We start from the raw sequence: 17484 nt of genomic DNA on the forward strand, positions 1-17484 counted from the left end.
CCCGACGAGCGAAGGCGCCCTGGGGACCTGGTCACCAGCGCGCCCGACGAGGCCTCAGCCCGGCGCGTCCTGCTCGGGGACGAGCCAGAGCACCCCCAGCGGCGGGAGCGAGAGCACGATCGATTGCGGGAACCCATGGCTCGGGACGTCCTCGACCTCGACGCGACCCAGGTTGCCCACGCCGCTGCCGCCGTACTGGACCGCGTCGGTGTTGAGCACCTCCAGGTAGGCGCCGCGCCGCGGGACGCCGATCCGGTAGTGATGGCGCGGGACCGGCGTGAAATTGCCGATGAACACGACGTGCGTGCCCGAGGGCGACATCTGATCTCCCGCGCCGTCGCCGTAGCGGATGAACGAGATCACGGTCTGCATGTGGTCCGTGCAGTCGATCCACCGGAAGCCGTGGTGCTCGTCGTCGAGCTCGTACATCGCCGGATACTTCTTGTAGAGCGCGTTGAGCTCCGTCACGAGCCGCTTGAGCCCCGCGTGCTCGGGCACCGAGAGCAGGCCCCAGTCGAGCTCCGTCTTCTCGCTCCACTCGGCGAACTGGCCGATCTCACCGCCCATGAAGAGCAGCTTCTTGCCCGGGTGCGCCCACATGTAGCCGTAGAGCGCGCGCAGGTTCGCCAGCATCTGCCAGTAGTCGCCGGGCATCTTCGAGAGCAGCGCCCGCTTGAGGTGCACGACCTCGTCGTGGCTCAGCGGCAGGAGGAACTTCTCGGAGAAGGCGTAGATCAGCCCGAACGTGAGCTGGTGGTAGTGGAAGGCGCGGTGGATGGGCTCGTGCTTGAAGAAGTCGAGCGTGTCGTGCATCCACCCCATGTTCCACTTGAAGTCGAAGCCGAGCCCGCCGACGTACGTCGCGTGGGTCACCGACGGCCAGGCGGTGGACTCCTCCGCGCAGAGGATCGCGCCCGGACAGCGCTCGTGCACCCGGTTCGACAGCTCGCGGATGAAGTCGATGGCCTCGATGTTCTCGCGGCCGCCATACCGGTTCGGCACCCAGTCGCCGCCCTGCGCGGCGTAGTCGAGGTAGAGCATCGAGGCGACCGCGTCGACCCGCAGCCCGTCGATGTGGAACTCGTCGAGCCAGTAGAGCGCGTTGGCCACAAGGAAGTTCCGCACCTCGTGGCGGCCGTAGTTGAAGATGTACGTGTTCCACTCGCGGTGCTCGCCGAGGCGCGGGTCGAGGTGCTCGTAGAGCGCCGTGCCGTCGAACCGCCCGAGCGCCCACGCGTCCTTGGGGAAGTGCGCGGGGGTCCAGTCGAGGATCACGCCGATCCCCCGCTGGTGGCAGCGGTCGATGAAGTAGCGGAGGTCGTCGGGATCGCCGAAGCGGCTGGTCGGGGCGAAGTAGCCCGCCACCTGGTAACCCCATGACCCGTCGAAGGGGTGCTCCATGACCGGCATGAGCTCGATGTGCGTGAAGCCGAGCTCGGCCACGTAGTCGACGAGGTGGTCGGCGAGCTCGCGGTACGTCATCCAGCGCATCCCGCCCTCGTACGGCGGGCCCTCGCCCTGCACGCGCCGCCAGGAGCCGGCGTGGACCTCGTAGATCGTGAGCGGCTTCTTGCGGGAGTCGATCCTGCCGCGCTCCTGCATCCAGTCGCCGTCCTGGAACGCGTAGCGGCTCGTGTAGACGCGCGAGGCGGTGGCCGGCCGGAGCTCCATCGCCTGGGCGACGGGATCGGTCTTCACCGTGAGGTGCCCCTCCGGCGTCTTGATCTCGTACTTGTAGAGCGCGCCCTCGCCGAGGCCCGGGATGAAGAGCTCCCAGAAGCCCTCGCCCATCCGGCGCATCGCGTGGCGGCGGCCGTCCCAGTGGTTGAAGTCGCCGAGGACGCTCACCCGCCGCGCGTTCGGGGCCCAGACCGCGAACGACGTCCCGGAGACCCCGTCCACCTCGCGCACGTGCGCGCCCAGGACGCGGTAGAGCTCCCAGTGCCGCCCCTCGGCCAGGAGGTGGCGATCGATGTCCCCGAGCGTCGGCGGCATCGCGTACGGGTCGAGCTCCACCGAGGAGTTGCCGTCCGCGAAGCGCAGCTCGAGCTGGTACGGGAAGCGTCCGTCCGCGGGGTAGGACACGCCGGGGAAGCGCGCCTCGAAGAGGCCCGCGGGGTGGACGCGCTCCATCGGCTGCCTCCGGAGCCTGGGGTCGCCCGGGACCACCGAGATCTCGGTGGCGTCCGGCCGAAAGACGCGGACAACCAGGTCGTCCTCGTCTTCGTGCGCGCCGAGCACGTGGTGCGGATCCGGATGCTCGACTGCCGCGATGAGATCGAGTTCTCGTTGTTCCAACATGTCGGGGTCCGCCTATAGCGGCTCCACTCGCCGACGTCATGCCGAGAGTCCGCCCGAGACGCCGACCAGGCTCACCCGGGCGCACCGGCGCGGCCTGCGGCGCCGGTCCCCCCTGGCGCAACCACGGTGTGCTCACCATTTGTCCGCAGCGCAACAGCGGATGTCGGGGGGCCGGATCGACCGCGAGCACGCCGAGAATCGTCGGGATTCATCGGGAAACAGCGCAAATGCTCATTTGCTGTACCTTCTCGGGAAGGGTAGGGTCCCGGCGTCGAGCGGCGAGCCACGGAGGCCATCCGGCAAGCGATGCGGGCTCGACAGGCGGAGGGATCGAACATGGGTCAGGTGGTGAGCGAACGCCCGATCGGGGGCAACGGCAGCGGTCCTGGCATGAACGGGCACGGAGGCGCGGCGATCCGCAGCTACGCGCCCGCGACCGGGGAGCTCCTTGGAGAGGCCCCGAACACCAGCGCCGAGGAGGTGCGTGCCGCGGTCGCCCGGGCGCGGCGCGCGCAGGAGGCGTGGGGCGCGCTGCCCGTCGAGGAGCGCTGCCAGCGCGTCCTGCGCTTCCGCGACGCCATCGTCGATCGCACGGACGAGATCGTCGATCTGCTCTCGCGCGAGTGCGGCAAGCCGCGCCACGAGGCGCTGCTGCACGAGGTCCTGGTCGCGGCCGACATGGCGACGTACTTCGCGCAGGTCGCCCCGAAGGCGCTCGAGCCGCACGAGATCAAGCTCCACCTGTTCAAGCACCGGCGCAGCTGGGTCCACTACGTCCCTCGCGGCGTGGTCGGCGTGATCTCGCCGTGGAACTTCCCGTTCCAGCTCGCGCTGCGCGACGTGCTCGCGGCGATCGTCGCCGGCAACGCCGCCGTGCTCAAGCCGAGCGAGGTGACGCCGCTCATCGCGCTCAAGCAGAAGGAGATCTGGGACGGCGCGGGCATGCCCGAGGATCTGTTCCAGGTCGTCACCGGCTACGGGCCGACCGGCGCGGCGCTCATCGACAGCGGCATCCAGATGCTCCTGTTCACCGGCAGCGTCGGCACCGGGAGGAAGGTCGCCGCCGCCTGCGGCGAGCGCCTCATCCCGTGCGTGATGGAGCTCGGCGGCAAGGCGCCGCTCATCGCCTGCGCGGACGCGGACATCGAGCGCACGGCGCAGGCGATCGTCTTCGGCGGCTTCGCGAACGCGGGGCAGGTGTGCGTCGCGGTGGAGCGGGTCTATGCGCACCGCGAGATCCACGATCGCCTGCTCGAGCGCACCGTCGAGATCACCAAGGGGCTGAACCAGGGTGATCCGGGCAAGGAGTTCGTCGACGTGGGGGCGATCATCTTCCCGCCGCAGATCGACGTCGCCGAGCGGCACATCAAGGACGCCGTCGACAAGGGGGCGACCGTGAAGGCCGGCGGCAAGCGCGCGCCGGGGCAGGGCCAGTTCTTCGAGCCGACGATCATCGCAGGCTGCGATCATGCGATGACGGTGATGACCGAGGAGATCTTCGGGCCGGTCGTGCCGTTCATGCAGGTCGCGACCGAGGAGGAGGCGATCCGCCTCTCGAACGAGTCGCACCTCGGCCTCAACGCCTATGTCTTCTCGGAGGACACCGATCACGCCCGCCGGCTCGCCGAGCGCCTGCAGGCCGGCAGCGTGCTGGTGAACGACGTGCTCATGAACGGCGCCCTCCCCGACGCGCCGTTCGGCGGCGTCAAGCAGAGCGGCTTCGGCCGGGTGATGGGCGAGGACGGGCTCCGGCAGATGTGCGACGTCAAGCACATCAACGCGGACCGCATCGCGCTGGGGTCGAAGGACCCGACCTGGTTCCCCTACACCGCGTCGTCGTACAGCTGGTTCAAGCGAGGCATGCGCGCGCTCTTCTCGAGCGGCGGCTTCCTCCGGCGCATCGGGGAGCTGTTCTAGGGCGGGCGCGCTGTCGGCGGCGGCGGGGAGCCTCGAGAACGTCGGCTGACCAGACGCCGGATGGACGGCCGCCGGGCGGGCACAGATCCTGCGCTTCGTGCCAGAGGCGCGCGCTCTTGCATCCCTGCCCCCTTCTGATCCACGCTGAACCCATGTCTACCCGGCCCAGTTCCTTGCCGAGCGACCCCATCCTCGCGGCCATCGAGCGCGCGCCACGTGTCCAGAGGCTCACGCCGGAGCAGCGCGCCGAGCTCGATCAGGATCTCGCCGACATCGCGGCGGGCCGTGCGCGCCTCGTCGCTCACGAGGATCTGCCGCGGGCCCTGGAGGAGCTGGCCCGCGAGCACGGCGGATGAGCTTCCGCGTCGTCTGGAACTTCCCTGCGCTGGTCACGTTCTACAGACTGCCGATGCACTCGGCCTTCATGATCGACCGGGCGGTCGTTCGCTTCGCGGAGACGGGCGAAGGCGAGCTCGCGTGGGAGGCGCCCTACTACCTCCTCAGCGCGGGCTTCCACGACGCGGTGCTCACGATCGAGCGCGAGGCGCGGACGATCACCGTGCTCCGCATCTACCGCGCTCGCTGAGCGCTACGGGATCCGGCCCAGATCAGATCGGCGAGGGTTCGACCGGCGCGGGCTTGGAGCGGGCGGGCGTGGGTTCGAGCGGCGCCGGCTCGTCCGGCGCGACGGCGCTGGCCCGGCGCTTCGGGCGGAGCCTTCGCAGGGCGTTGCGGAGCGAGGCGGCGCTTCGCCTCGGCCTGGTGCTGCTGAGCGAGCCGGAGCAGCATGCCGAGGTCGCTGACCTCCTCGTCGAGGGTGCCGCTCGAGTTGACGTCATCGAACTGCTCGGCGACGTCCGGCTCGAAGACGAACGCCTGGTCCTCCGTGAGGGTCGTCGAGATGGGCTGACTCGGCTCCATGACCTCGCGGACGATGCGGTCGAGCTCTGGACGCGCCTGTTCGAGGAGGGCCTGAGACTCCGCAGGGGTCCCGACCGCGCGGGTCTCCTTCAGGACCGCGAGTTGCTCTTGTGATAGTTCGATTCCCTTAACCTACCTCCGTTGGTGGTGGTGGTCAGTGTGGATATCATGGCCAATGGGCGGTCGTAGCACGACAGCAGAGCTCGGCGCGCACCAGCAGCGCCCGACGCACCGGAAAGCATGGTTGCGTCACCGGGGAGCTGCACCAGCGCTTCCGGGACGCGGCTCCGCGGAGCTGGGGAGCGGGATCAGCGGATCGGGGAGCGCGGCCAGCAGCGCAGGAAAACTGCACCAGCGGGTCGGAGGAGCGATATCCGCGCGAAGGGGCAGCTGCACCAGCGGGTCGGAGGAGCGACACCAGCAGCTCGCGGGAGCTGCACCAGCGGGTGCTGGTAAGGGCTCCGGACCTGCTGGCGAGCGTCCATAACCTGCTGGCACGGTCCCCCCGGGCCACTGGGACGCGTCCTCGTGTGCTGCCGCAACAGAGATGTGGTGTAACGAGGAAGAAAATTCTGTAGTTTTCTGTGACGCTTATCACGGCCAGACGGAGGATTGCATTGGACACTCGACGGCGCTCTCGCATCGACGGGAACAGGGCTGTAGCTGGTCGAGGTGCGGGTCGAGCGCGGTTCGCGCGGATGCTCGTCGCCCTCGTCGCTCTCGTAACCGTGGCGTGCGGCGACGAGCCAGACGACACCAGCACGAGCAGCGGCGACCCGAGCGGGACCGGCGGCAGCGCGGCAGCCAGCACGAGCGGTCCGGGCGGCGCTGGCGGCGCGGGCGGCGCGGGCGGCGCGGGCGGGACCGGCGGCGCGGGCGGCGCGGGCGGCGCGGGCGGGACCGGCGGCGCGGGCGGCGCGGGCGGGACCGGCGGCGCGGGCGGCGCGGGCGGGACCGGCGGCGCGGGCGGCGCGGGCGGGACCGGCGGCGCGGGCGGGACCGGCGGCGCGGGCGGCAGCGGCGGGGACCCCGGCTGCGCCGCGGGCGCGTCGCAGAGCGCGCCGTGTGGCCTCAATGGAAACGGGGAGCAGACGCAGGTCTGCACCGACGGTGTGTGGGTCGACGAGGGCGCGTGCGACGATCCGGACGAGTGCGTCAACGACGCCCGGCAGAGCGAGCCTTGCGGCCACAACGGCGCCGGGACAGCGACCTCGGTCTGCACGGGCGGCGTCTGGCAGCCGGGCGCCTGCGTCGATGCCGACGTCTGCACGAACGGCACGACGCAGGAAGCAGCCTGTGGCCTGAACGGGGCCGGAACCAAGCCCCAGGTATGCACATCAGGCCAATGGCAGGACAACGGCGCCTGCGTCGATCCCGACGTCTGTACGAACCGCGCGACGCAGCAGCTCGCCTGCGGGCTCAACGGGGCCGGCGCGCAGCGCCAGATCTGCACCGCGGGCCAGTGGCAGGACGACGGCGCCTGCGTCGATCCCGACGCCTGCACGAACGGCGCGACACAGCAGGCGGCGTGTGGCCTCAACGGGGCCGGTACGAAGCCCCAGGTCTGCGCGGCAGGGCAATGGCAGGACAGCGGCGCCTGCGCCGACGCCGACGCCTGCACGAACGGCGCGACGCGGCGGACCGCCTGTGGGCTGAACGGCGCGGGCACGACGCCGCAGCGTTGCGCGAACGGCCAGTGGCAGGACGACGGCGCCTGCGCCGATCCCGACGCCTGCACGAACGGCGCGACGCAGCAGGCGGCGTGTGGCCTCAACGGGGCCGGTACGAAGCCCCAGGTCTGCACGTCAGGGCAATGGCAAAACGATGGCGCCTGCGCCGATCCCGACGTCTGCACGAACGGCGCGACGCAAGAGGTGGGCTGCGGATACAACGGCGCGGGCACGAGGCTGCAGCGTTGCGCAGATGGCCAGTGGCAGGATGATGGCGCCTGCGTCGACCCCGACGTCTGCACGAACGGCACGACGCAGGACGTCCCGTGCGGGCTCAACGGTCGCGGCGATCAGCAGCAGACCTGCACGCAGGGCGCCTGGGCGGACACCGGCGCGTGCATCGATCCCGACGAGTGCGTCGACGGCGAGGTGGCGCTCGCGACGTGTCCCGGCGGGGTCCAGTCGGCGACGTGCGTCGAGGGGCTATGGGACGAGGACGGGGCGTGTGAGACGAGCCCGATCAGCGCGAACGAGTACAACACGTGCGCCGTGGTGGGCGGGAAGGTCTATTGCTGGGGCTACAACGCGAACGGACAGATTGGCAATGGCACCACGATCTCGGTGGGCACGCCGACGCCGGTCTCGAACCTGAACGACGCCGTGAGCGTCGGGATTGGCTCGTCCCATGGGTGCGCGCTGCGCGCGACCGGCGCCGTCGTCTGCTGGGGGTCGGGCAGCGACGGTCGGCTCGGGAACGGGTCCACCGCGAGTACGACGATGCCCGTCCCCGTGTCCGGTCTCAGCGACGCCGTGGCCCTCGACGTCGGGGCCGATCACGCGTGCGCGCGGCGCGCGACCGGCGCCGTCGTGTGCTGGGGTCGTGGCGACTCGGGCCGGCTCGGCAATGGCTCTACGGCGAATGCGACGACGCCGGTCACGGTCTCGGACCTCACCGACGCCGTCGACATCGACGCGGGCGGCGCACATACCTGCGCGCTGCGCGCCACCGGCGCCGTCGTGTGCTGGGGAGATGCCCACGACGGCCAGCTCGGCAATGGCCTCACGGCGGACCAGTCGACGCCCCTGCCGGTGTTCGGCCTGAACGACGCGATCTCGATCTCGGCCGGCGCGGGGCACAGCTGCGCCGTGCGGGCGAACGGCGGCGCCGTTTGCTGGGGGAACGGGCTCGCTGGCCAGCTCGGCAACGGCTCTGCGATCACCATGTTCACGCCCGTCGCGGTATTGAACCTCTCGGATGCGGTCGCGCTCGAGACGAGCAATGCGCGCGGCGGCTGGGACACGGGCCACTCGTGCGCGCTGCGCCGGAACGGCGCCGTCGTGTGCTGGGGGAATGGCGCCGATGGCCAGCTCGGGATTGGAAGGTTCTTGTCGTCGAACCGGGGCGGCACTGCGGTGCTGGACCTGAGCGACGCGCGCGCCTTGGCCGCGGGCCTAACTCACACGTGCGCCGTGCGAAGCACCGGTGAGCTCCGCTGCTGGGGGGCGGCAGGCTATGGGCAGCTCGGGATTGGAACGATCGATACCGCACCGTTGCCGGTCCCCGTGGTGCCCCTCGATGACGCGGTGGAGATCACCGCGGGCGCATCCCACACGTGCGCGCTGCGCTGGGACGGCCAGGTCCAGTGCTGGGGCGAGGCGGCCCACGGTCGACTCGGCAATGGTTCCGAGGTGGACCAGACGACCCCCACTCCTGTGTCTGACCTCACCGACGCCGTTCAGGTCACCGCGGGCGCATCCCACACGTGCGCCCTGCTTCAGAGCGGGCAGGTCCAGTGCTGGGGGGAGGGCGCCAATGGCCGGCTCGGGAACGGCACGCTTGATGACCGCCGCACGCCCGTCGCGGTGTCGGCCCTGTCGGACGCCGTCGCGATCAGCGCAGGCCCTCTCCACACGTGCGCCGTGCGCCAGAACGGGCAAGTGTCCTGCTGGGGGGCGGGCTGGGACGGTCGGCTCGGGAACGGGGCCACGACCTCCCAGACCAGGCCCGTCACCGTGCTCAACATCGCCGACGCTGTCGACGTCGCGGCCGGTGGCGAGCACACGTGCGCCTTGCACGCGTCAGGCGCTGTTTCATGCTGGGGCAAAGGGGGGCTTGGAAACGCCACGTTGTCGAGCTCGTCGACGCCGGTCTCGGTGCTGGGCCTGGGCGACGCCGTCGGGCTCGCTGCGGGGAGGGTTCACACGTGTGCGGTCCACAGCACGGGCTCGGTGAGCTGCTGGGGCTCCGGTTCTAATGGACAGCTGGGGAACGGCACGACGACGGGCGCCACCATTCCGATGCCGGTCTCGAACCTCGGCGATGTCGTGCACCTGAGCGCGGGCTCCTCGCACACCTGCGCGGTCACGGCCCTCGGGGGAGCGTTCTGCTGGGGTCGCGGTGACAGCGCGCAGCTCGGACGCGGCTCGGTGGCCGATGCGCTGACGCCGGTGCCGGTCTCGAACGTCACCGATGCGGTGAGCATCAGCGCTGGAACGAACCACACCGCCGTGCTCCGCCGGACAGGCTCGATCGCGGCGTGGGGCGCGGTGGGCGTGGGTCAACTCGGCAATGGCAGCCCGAGGGTGAGCTTTCCCGTCGCCCTCGCCGGGCTCTGAGCTTCGCACACGAGCGCGCCTCCGCACGTCGAGGCGCGCTCGCGGTGGCGAAAGCAGGTCGATGGCTCCGACCGGTCCAGGCAAGGAGTGCGTCGACGGGGGTCAATCACCTTCCCGCCGCAGATCGACGTCGCGGAGCGGCACATCAAGGATCCACCCGCGTCACGGCCTGTCGGCGAGGACAGCAGGCTGGCGGACCGCCGCCGGCGCGCGCGTGTACTCCCTGAGCGCGATCGAGTCGTGCAGCCGGACCCCGTGGCTGCTCAGCTTGGCCAGCGCGCGCGACACCCCGCGCGGCGCCACGCTGACCAGGCGGCCGATCTGCGCCAGCGCCCACAGGTCGAACCGGCTGCCCGGGACCAGGCGCCTGGCGGCGTTCAGCGCGAACACCCGGCTGCGGCGCACGTAGTCGGCCAGCTTGCGCTCGCAGGCCTGGAACGCGCGCGCGTGGTCGCCGCCGGCCGCCGCCAGCTCGCCGGCGAGGATGTAGGCGCCGACCACGGCGAGGCTGGTGCTGCCGCCGACCGCCGGCCCCGGCGAATAGCCGGCGTCCCCGGCCAGCGTGACGCGCCCGCGTGACCACGAGTCCATGCGCAGCTGCGTGATCGAGTCGAAGTAGAACGCCGGGGTCCGATCGAGCTCGGCCATCAGCCGCGGCACCTCCCACCCGGCCCCGGCGAACGCCTCGCGCAGCAACTGCTTCTGCCGCGCGACGTCCCGGTGGTGGACATCGAGCTCGCGCGGGCTGCGGAACAGGAACACCGCGCGCGCGTCGTCGATCGTGTGCGAGCCGTAGATCGCCGCCATCCGCCCGACCCCGCCGAGCACGATTGCGTGGTCGTGCAGCCCCAAGTAGTTGGGGATCGAGATCACCGCGAGGTAGGCGCCGATGAAGCGGGCGAACTGCCGCTCCTCGCCGAACACCAGCCGCCGCACGTTCGAGTGCAGCCCGTCGGCGCCGATCACCAGGTCGAAGCGCCGCGGCGCGCCGCGCTCGAACGTCACGTCGACACCGGCCTCGTCCTCGGCGAGCGAGGCGATCGAGTCGCCGAACACGTACTCGACGTCGCCCCGGGTCGCGTCGTGGAAGATCTCGCTGAGATCGTCGCGCATGATCTCGACGTGGCGGTCGGACACCGCGTGCATCAACCGGCCGACGTCGATGTCGACCTGCCCTTGCACCCCTTCGCGCAGCAGCGTCATGCGCTCGGTGCCTGTCTTCTTGGCCTCGACCCGCGCCAGCACGCCCATGCGCTCGACGATGTCCATCGCCGGCCGAAACAGGTCGACCGCGTGGCCGCCCGTCTTGCGCAGCGTCGGCGCGCGCTCCACCACCGTGGGCCGGAACCCGTGCCGCTTGAGCCAGTACGCCAGCACCGGACCGGCGATGCTGGCGCCCGAAATGAGGATCTCCATGAGCCCCTCCTTACTTACCGATAGGTAAGCATGCGGCCCAACCCTGCACAAGGCTTACCGAACGGTAAGTAAGCGGCTACGCTCCGCGGGTGCCCCGAGCCCGGCCCTCCGACACCAAGGCGCGAATCCAGGCGGTGGCGCGCGAGCTGTTCGCGCGCCAGGGGGTCCAGCGGACCAGCCTGCGCGAGATCGCCGATCACCTCGGCATCACCAAGCCCGCGCTCTACTACCACTTCGACTCGCGCGAATCGCTGGTCGCCAGCATCGTCGAGCCGCTGCTCGCGGACATTGACGCGTTCGTCGCCGAGCGCGAGGGCGGCCCGCAGCCTGACCCGCGCGTCCTGCTCGCCGACTACTTCGATCTCCTGCACCGCCACCGCGACACCCTCACGATGGTGGTCCGCGACCTCGCCACGCTCGCCTACCTCGACCTGGGCATACGCATGATCGAGTGGCGCCGCCGCCTGATGCGCCTTCTCATCGGCCCGCGCCCCTCCCTCGCCGCCCGGGCCCGCGCCGTGGTCGCCATCGGCGGCCTCTCCGACTGCGTCATCGAGTTCACCGACGTGCCCATGGAGAAGGTCAAGTCGCTCGCCGTCGAGGCCGCCCTCGCCGCGCTCGCGCCGACATCATGAATCGCATCCGCATGCCTCACCGCCGTGCAGCTCGACGCCCTTCGACCGGCGCCCCCGAGACAATGGGAGCGCCGGCGGGGGGCTGTGCGCGGCGGCGCGCGGGTGGGCGCGGCGAGCACCGAACGAGGTGCCATAAGGACGAGTTTGCCGTGGCGAACCGTCGCGAGCCGTCGGATCCCCCGAGATTTTGGGGGAGCGTGACGACGGATCGCACCCATTCGGAGGGCATGGCCCCAACCCGGGCCCAACCGGCGAGCCCTGGGCCCGGAGAGCTCGCGACGGCCAGCCCGTCATCTCGGGCCGCCGTGGTCGCCTCGCTCTCCGAGACGCTTGCCCGCTCCGTCGCGCTCGGGGACGAGGAGGCGGCCCGAGTCGTTCACGAGGCGATCGGTCGGCTGCTCGGGCTCCCGGAGGCACCGGAGCGGCGGGCAAGCTTGGGCCGACAGTCGAGCGCGCCGCGCGCTCGCGTCGCCGTCGGAGCCTTGCAGCTCGCCGGCGCCCGCCGGCTCTGCTGGCATCACAAGCGGAGCATCAAGCAGGTCGCCGATGCTGGGCAGGCTCCCGCGAACTCCGGGGAGGCGGCGAGCTCAGCTGGAACCGCCTCGCGCGACGCCGAGGCGAAGCCCAGCCCCCGGAAGTAGACGGCAGACCGACCATCACGCCCCCGACCGCGGCCAACTCATCGGGGGCAATGGCCATCGCCCAGCCCGAGGGCGAGCGCTCAACCAGTTTGATTCGCCACACGGCCGAACGCTTCGGCCATGACTCCGCACCTACGCCATCGGTCCTCGGAGCGCCAGACCGGTGACCGAAGCTGCGCCCCCAGCAGCACGCGGCTAGCCGAAGGCGCAGCCAGACGCCTGTGCTCGCCGCCGTTCCATCGGTCGCAGCAGTGGCGGCCGGGCCGAGCACGCAATCAATTGGAATTGTTCAGAATTATTTTTTGCGTCTCTGAATTGTTTCCCCCTTGCAGAAAGGCGGCCTGATCGCGCTGTATCCACGCGCAGGCGCCGATGTACTGCTGAGGCGCGCCTACATGAAGCGTCGACCTTGGCCGGGCGCGAGCCGCGCCCGCGGTCTACCGGCTTCATGCTTCGCGGGTGCGCCCTGTGCATGCCCGCTTTCTTGAGATTGCACGCTCCGTGACCAGCCGCTTCACGTCGCGGCGCGGCCGCTGCTGTTCGTCACGTTCGGGCATCATCAATGCTCCCGGCGGGTCGTGGCCCGCGTCGATGTCTGCACGCTTGTTCCAGTCGCGCAGCGCCGCCTCGGTCAGGTCGAGGTCCTTCGCCACCTGACCGAAGCTATGGTCGTCCGCCTTCGCCAGCCGCACCGCCTCGCCTTGAACTCAGGCGTGAACGCCCTCCTCTTTCTCCTGCCATCCTGCCATTTGGTGCCTTTGAGAAGGCTACAACAGCGGGTGATGCTCAGCCCGCCACTTTTCTTCGGCTTGACGGTGAAGGTCCCCCATCCAAGGTTCGTCGCCGGCAGCCGCCTTTGACGGCTGCCTCACATAGTTAACTCGAATTAGTTTTTTTCGATAAAGGAGGAATTTACCATGATTTCAAGAGGATCCGCCGTGGCCGTCGCTCTCATGCTGACTCTGTTCGGTGTCAGCGCCGCCGCAGATGAGCCCACATCCGACGCCTTGCGCAGCGCCGCTCCTGAGGAGGACGACGTCGCAGAAGCACGGGATGGTCGTGAGTTTCTGGGCTGCGTACACGACGACCACGAGTGCCATCATCTGGCTGAGCACCGCGGTTTCCACCATCATTGGGTGGAGCATTCCCATTTCGGGCCATGCGCACACGACCGCGAGCATCACCTGGCCTGCTATGGGGAAGGCCACCATCATCCTCATTAATATCAATGGTTAATCGGGTGGCCCCTGAGGATCGCTTTCCCGCGTACGCAAGCGCACCTCACCGCGAAGGGCGCTGAAAATCTGGCTAACTCTTCAGCGGTGGGACGAGAGCGGGGCATGTACCTCCTCGTCGCGCCGCACCTGCATCGCCCCCTGCACTCCGCCGTCGATGCGCACGCCCTGCGCGATGCCTTCGCGCGCCAGGTTGCGGAGCGGCGCTCGGGCAGCTCGACCCCGATCGCATCGAGGCGATCGGCGACGACATGGGCATCATCGTCCAGCACCGCGTCCATCACGCCGGGCCGCTCGTTTGCGCGATCGTCCTCGCCACGCTCGGCGAGTGCACCATTCGGCCAAGAGCACAAACGGCGTCATGAAGACCGCTATCCCGCCGTGGAGCGCGACGGTCGCCGCTACCCAGAGCCGCCGGGGGCGCCGCGGCCAGATCATGAGAGGCATGCTCGAGCGTGCCGTGCGCGAGGGGATCCCCGGCGACATCGTGCTCGCCGACTCCTTTACGGCAGCGCCCATGAGTTCCGGGAGACCGCGCGCCTGCTCGCGCTCGACTACGCCGTGAGGATCGAAGCCCCCATCAAAGTCGCGCTCCAGCACGGCCGCGGCCTTCATGGATGCCTCCTTCCGATCGGACGCCATCCTACTACCGCGTCACCGCCGAGGTCCCACGACCCGCGGGGCGCTACCCGCCGGCGCGCCGCCCCGCTTGCGCCCCCCGCACCCCGCGCGATGAATCCTACGGCGACCTCCTCGGCCGGCCAGCCCTTGGCGAGCCAGCGCTGCGGGATGGTGTGGGAGCGAGCGCCCTCGCGGATCACCAGCGTGATCGATCGAGGGCCCAGGACGATCCGGAACTCCTTGAGCGAGGCGGACAGCGCGGCGGCGGTCGCCCCGGTCGCAACGGCCAATCGGGCCCAAGGGTAAACCTTGGAACCGCGCCGCCTCGCATCTCCTCAGCGAAGCAAGGGCTTCCTTGACGCTTGCCGCGCTTTCCTCCAATCTCGCAGCAGATGTCCCGCGTCCGGCGACCCCACCGTCCACGCAGCGCGATCCTTCGCTGGATCTGCGCCGTGCTTCCGGTGTTCCTCGTCGTCGGTCTCATCGCTCAAGGCCACACCCTCCAGGCACTCGGCATTGCGATCGCCTGCGAGCACCCGATGCTCGCGTCGTCCTCCGCAGAGGAGAGTCATGACGAGGAGCCGGACCGCCCGCACCGCGAGTGTCCGCCGAGCTGCCAGGACTGCGCTTGCGGCCGCATCCCCATGACCCTGCCCCTGGGCGAGGTGCTGCCCTACAGCCTTCTCGAGGCGTACGAGATCGTCGCCTCGACGCCGCCGGAAATGCCGGGGCGCTCCCTTACTCACCGCCTCGAACGGCCACCCCGACGCCCGCGCGCTTGAGGCGCCCGCGTCAGGTTCGCATCCACGAGCACGGCCGCAGCACAGAGGCGCGTGAGCGCCTCTGCGCCGCGCGGACGTGGCTCGGCCCTCTCGCGCGATCCTGACCGGGCAGAACCGCGGTTCTTCGCGCGAGCGCTCGATGCGCTCGAGGGCTGCCGTCCATGTTCCGTACGCATTTACGTCGTCTGCTCGTCATTTCCTCGACTGCTCTCCACCTCTTGATGCCGAAGGCGGCGATCGCCGCCGAGGCCCCGCTCACCCGCGCTCGGATCGCCGAGCTCGTACGCGTTGCGCCGGCGGCGCGCGTCGCCTCCTCCGAGGCTGCCGTCGCCGGCGCCGCCGTCACCGCCGCCGGGGTCATTTCGCTCGAAAATCCGGTCCTGTCCGGGATGGGAGGGATCCGATTCAACCCCGATGGGGGCAAGCCGGCCGCTGCCGTGGCCTCGCTGTCGTGGCCGCTGGAGCTGGGCGGCCAGCGCGGCACGCGCGTCGAGGCCGCGAAGGCGGAGCAGCGCGCCGCGCTGGCCACCGCCGACGAGACGCAGCGGCGGCTCCTGCTGGCCGCGCTCCTCCAGCACGCGCTCGTGCTGCGCGACGAGGCGCAGGTCGCCCTCGCGGCCGAGCGCCGCGCGCTCGGCCAGCGGCTCGTCGCCGCGTCGGAGAAGCGCAAGAAGGCGGGGGAGGTGCCTGAGGTCGACGTGGCGCTCGCGCGCCTCCAGGAGGGGCGCGACGCCGCCGCCGAGGCGACCGCCCTGGGAACGCGCCAGGCCGACTTGCTGGGACTCCGGTCGATGCTGGGCCAGGCGTCGAAGGACAGCGCAGTCACGGGCGCGCTGGTACCCGAGGAGGCCCCACCTCCGCTCGCGACGCTGCTCCGCGAGGCCGATCAGCGGGCCGATGTGCGCGCCGCCATGGCGGCGGTGGAGGCGGCCAGGGCCAAATCGGGTCGAGAGCAGGCCGGACGATGGCCGACCGTCAACGTGCTCGCCCAGTACGAGCGGGACGACCAGGCGAACATCGGGATGATCGGCCTCGCCTTGCCGGTGCCGATCCTGAACGCGAACCGGGCAGGGGTAGCGACGGCCGCGGCCGAGGTCGACGCCGCGACCGCCCGCCTTGCAGCGAGCCGGGCCAGCGCGGCGGGTGAGATCCAGGGGCTCTACGCGCGTTACGAGGCAACGAGGAACGCGCTCACCCACCTCGCGCCTGCTGCGAATCTCTCGACGCAGGCCGTGGCGCTGTCGACGAGAGGCTACGAGCTCGGGGAGAACGACCTCGCGAGCGTCCTGCTCGTGCGCCGCGAGGCGCTCGACGCCCAGGCGGCGCTCCTCGACGCCGAACACGCCCACGCGAACGCCAAGATCGAGCTCCTGGTCGCGGCGGGGAGGATTCCGCAATGAGCACCGCGAAGATGAAGATCGAGCTCACGCGCGCGAAGATCGCGACGCTGGCCGGGGGACTTGTGTTGCTCCTCGCCGCAGCGGTGACGGGGGCGCTGCTCATCGACCACTCGGTTCACGACCACAACGCCGACGAGCACGAAGGACACGACCACGGCGCGCCGGCAAAGGCGGCCCATGGGCAGGGCGAGCACGGCCACGGCGAGCACGAAAAGGGCGAACACGAAGAGGGCGAGCACGGTCACGGCGAGCGCGAAGAGGGCGAGCACGAGGAGGGCAAGATCAAGCTGTCGGCCGAGGCGCTCAACAACGCGCGGCTCGAGATCCTGGCGGCCGGCCCGGGCAAGGTCGCGGACACCGTGTCGCTCCCGGGAGAAGTGGCGCTCAACGCCGAAGCCCTCGCCCACGTCACGCCGCGGGTCTCCGGCACGGCGCGCGAGGTGAGGAAGCAGCTCGGCGACACCGTGAAGAAGGGCGACGTGCTCGCGATCCTCGATAGCCGTGAGTTCGCGGAGTTCCAGCGGGAGCTCTTGACCGCGAAGGAGCGGCTCGAGCTCGCGGAGGCGAACTTCAACCGCGAAGAGGCGCTCTGGAAGGAGAAGATCGCCGCCGAGAAGGAGTACCTCTCGGCGAAGCAGGCGCTCGCCGAGGCGAAGATCGAGCATCGCAGCGCCGCCCAGAAGCTCCAGGCGTCGTCCGGCGCGGGCTCCGGGGCGAAGGGAGGCGCGTACGCGCTCATCGCGCCGATCGACGGCACGATCATCGAGAAGCACATCAACATCGGCGAGGTGCTCAAGGACGACACGCAGGCGTTCGTCGTCGCCGATCTCTCGACGATCTGGGTCAACGTCACGGTGTACGCGAAGGACCTCGCCCGCGTCCGCGCCGGCCAGACCGCTCGCGTGCGTGCGGAGGGCATCGAGGAGCCCGCGGAGGGCGAGATCACCTACGTCGGCCCGGTCGTCGGCGAGCAGACGCGCTCGGCGACAGCGCGCGTCGTGCTGAAGAACCCTGGCGCCGCATGGCGGCCCGGCTTGTTCGTGACCGCCGACGTGGCCGTCGATCAGGTCGACGCGCCGGTCGTCGTCTCGTACGAGGGGGTGCAAAGGGTCGAGGGGAAGGACGTCGTGTTCGTCCAGGAGGGCGACGCCTTCGAGGTCCGCGCCATCAAGGCCGGTCGCCAGGGCAAGGCTCCAGGCGCGCAGGGCGCCGAGCTCGTGGAGGTGCTGGACGGCGTCGCCGCGGGCGAGCGCTACGTCGGCAAGAACAGCTTCATCCTCAAGGCCGAGCTCGGGAAATCCGAGGCAGGCCACGACCACGCGCACTGAG

Annotated in this window: 14 protein-coding genes; 9 read left to right on the top strand and 5 right to left on the bottom strand. The window is 70.5% G+C overall.

The features are described 5' to 3' along the window. Positions 1-54 precede the first annotated feature (54 nt). A complete protein-coding gene (glgB, locus tag WMF11_RS25055; protein WP_437979157.1) occupies positions 55-2301 on the bottom strand; it encodes a 1,4-alpha-glucan branching protein GlgB in 2247 nt (748 codons plus the stop codon). A 348-nt stretch (positions 2302-2649) separates the two neighbouring features. Between glgB and WMF11_RS25060 the strand changes: the two genes are divergently transcribed. The 5 genes from WMF11_RS25060 to WMF11_RS25080 all read left to right on the top strand — a co-directional run bounded on the left by WMF11_RS25060 (position 2650) and on the right by WMF11_RS25080 (position 9425). Beyond that, the gene (locus WMF11_RS25060; RefSeq protein ID WP_437555209.1) at positions 2650-4218 is read left to right on the top strand and encodes an aldehyde dehydrogenase family protein; all 1569 of its coding nucleotides are present in this window, start codon (positions 2650-2652) and stop codon (positions 4216-4218) included. Between the two features lie 152 nt (positions 4219-4370). Next, entirely contained in the window at positions 4371-4574 is a 204-nt protein-coding gene (locus WMF11_RS25065; protein WP_437910888.1) for a hypothetical protein, read from the top strand. Then, the gene (locus WMF11_RS25070; protein ID WP_437979158.1) at positions 4571-4804 is read left to right on the top strand and encodes a hypothetical protein; all 234 of its coding nucleotides are present in this window, start codon (positions 4571-4573) and stop codon (positions 4802-4804) included. Before WMF11_RS25065 ends, WMF11_RS25070 begins: the two co-directional genes overlap by 4 nt. A gap of 176 nt (positions 4805-4980) precedes the next feature. Then, positions 4981-5253: a hypothetical protein gene (locus WMF11_RS25075; protein WP_437979159.1), complete on the top strand. Its 273-nt coding sequence runs from the start codon at positions 4981-4983 to the stop codon at positions 5251-5253. 584 nt (positions 5254-5837) lie between these two features. Next, positions 5838-9425, top strand: coding sequence for an RCC1-like domain-containing protein (locus WMF11_RS25080; RefSeq protein WP_437979160.1), 3588 nt, complete (start codon positions 5838-5840; stop codon positions 9423-9425). Positions 9426-9587: 162 nt separating this feature from the next. Here WMF11_RS25080 and WMF11_RS25085 read toward each other — a convergent pair whose 3' ends face one another. Continuing rightward, the gene (locus WMF11_RS25085; RefSeq protein WP_437979342.1) at positions 9588-10841 is read right to left on the bottom strand and encodes an FAD-dependent monooxygenase; all 1254 of its coding nucleotides are present in this window, start codon (positions 10839-10841) and stop codon (positions 9588-9590) included. An 89-nt stretch (positions 10842-10930) separates the two neighbouring features. On the opposite strand from WMF11_RS25085, the gene WMF11_RS25090 reads away from it, so the two are divergent. Beyond that, the gene (locus WMF11_RS25090; RefSeq protein ID WP_437979161.1) at positions 10931-11476 is read left to right on the top strand and encodes a TetR/AcrR family transcriptional regulator; all 546 of its coding nucleotides are present in this window, start codon (positions 10931-10933) and stop codon (positions 11474-11476) included. A 290-nt stretch (positions 11477-11766) separates the two neighbouring features. Here the strand turns inward: WMF11_RS25090 and WMF11_RS25095 are convergent, their stop codons facing one another. The 3 genes from WMF11_RS25095 to WMF11_RS25105 all read right to left on the bottom strand — a co-directional run bounded on the left by WMF11_RS25095 (position 11767) and on the right by WMF11_RS25105 (position 13337). Beyond that, on the bottom strand, positions 11767-11994 hold the full coding sequence (locus WMF11_RS25095; RefSeq protein WP_437979162.1) for a hypothetical protein: 228 nt from the start codon (positions 11992-11994) through the stop codon (positions 11767-11769). A 569-nt stretch (positions 11995-12563) separates the two neighbouring features. Continuing rightward, the gene (locus WMF11_RS25100; protein WP_437979163.1) at positions 12564-12809 is read right to left on the bottom strand and encodes a hypothetical protein; all 246 of its coding nucleotides are present in this window, start codon (positions 12807-12809) and stop codon (positions 12564-12566) included. A gap of 231 nt (positions 12810-13040) precedes the next feature. Next, positions 13041-13337 carry a hypothetical protein gene (locus WMF11_RS25105; protein ID WP_437979164.1) on the bottom strand — a complete coding sequence of 99 codons (297 nt, stop codon included), beginning with the start codon at positions 13335-13337 and terminating at the stop codon, positions 13041-13043. A gap of 1097 nt (positions 13338-14434) precedes the next feature. On the opposite strand from WMF11_RS25105, the gene WMF11_RS25110 reads away from it, so the two are divergent. From WMF11_RS25110 to WMF11_RS25120, 3 genes are all read left to right on the top strand, one after another. Further along, positions 14435-14755: a hypothetical protein gene (locus tag WMF11_RS25110; protein ID WP_437979165.1), complete on the top strand. Its 321-nt coding sequence runs from the start codon at positions 14435-14437 to the stop codon at positions 14753-14755. Positions 14756-14976: 221 nt separating this feature from the next. Then, on the top strand, positions 14977-16155 hold the full coding sequence (locus tag WMF11_RS25115) for a TolC family protein (RefSeq protein WP_437979166.1): 1179 nt from the start codon (positions 14977-14979) through the stop codon (positions 16153-16155). Continuing rightward, on the top strand, positions 16152-17483 hold the full coding sequence (locus WMF11_RS25120; protein WP_437979167.1) for an efflux RND transporter periplasmic adaptor subunit: 1332 nt from the start codon (positions 16152-16154) through the stop codon (positions 17481-17483). The genes WMF11_RS25115 and WMF11_RS25120 overlap by 4 nt, the downstream gene beginning before the upstream one ends. Position 17484 lies beyond the last annotated feature (1 nt).

Origin of the sequence: Sorangium sp. So ce295 (assembly GCF_051527405.1) — a bacterium.
Classification (GTDB): Bacteria; Myxococcota_A; Polyangia; order Polyangiales; family Polyangiaceae; genus Sorangium; species Sorangium cellulosum_B.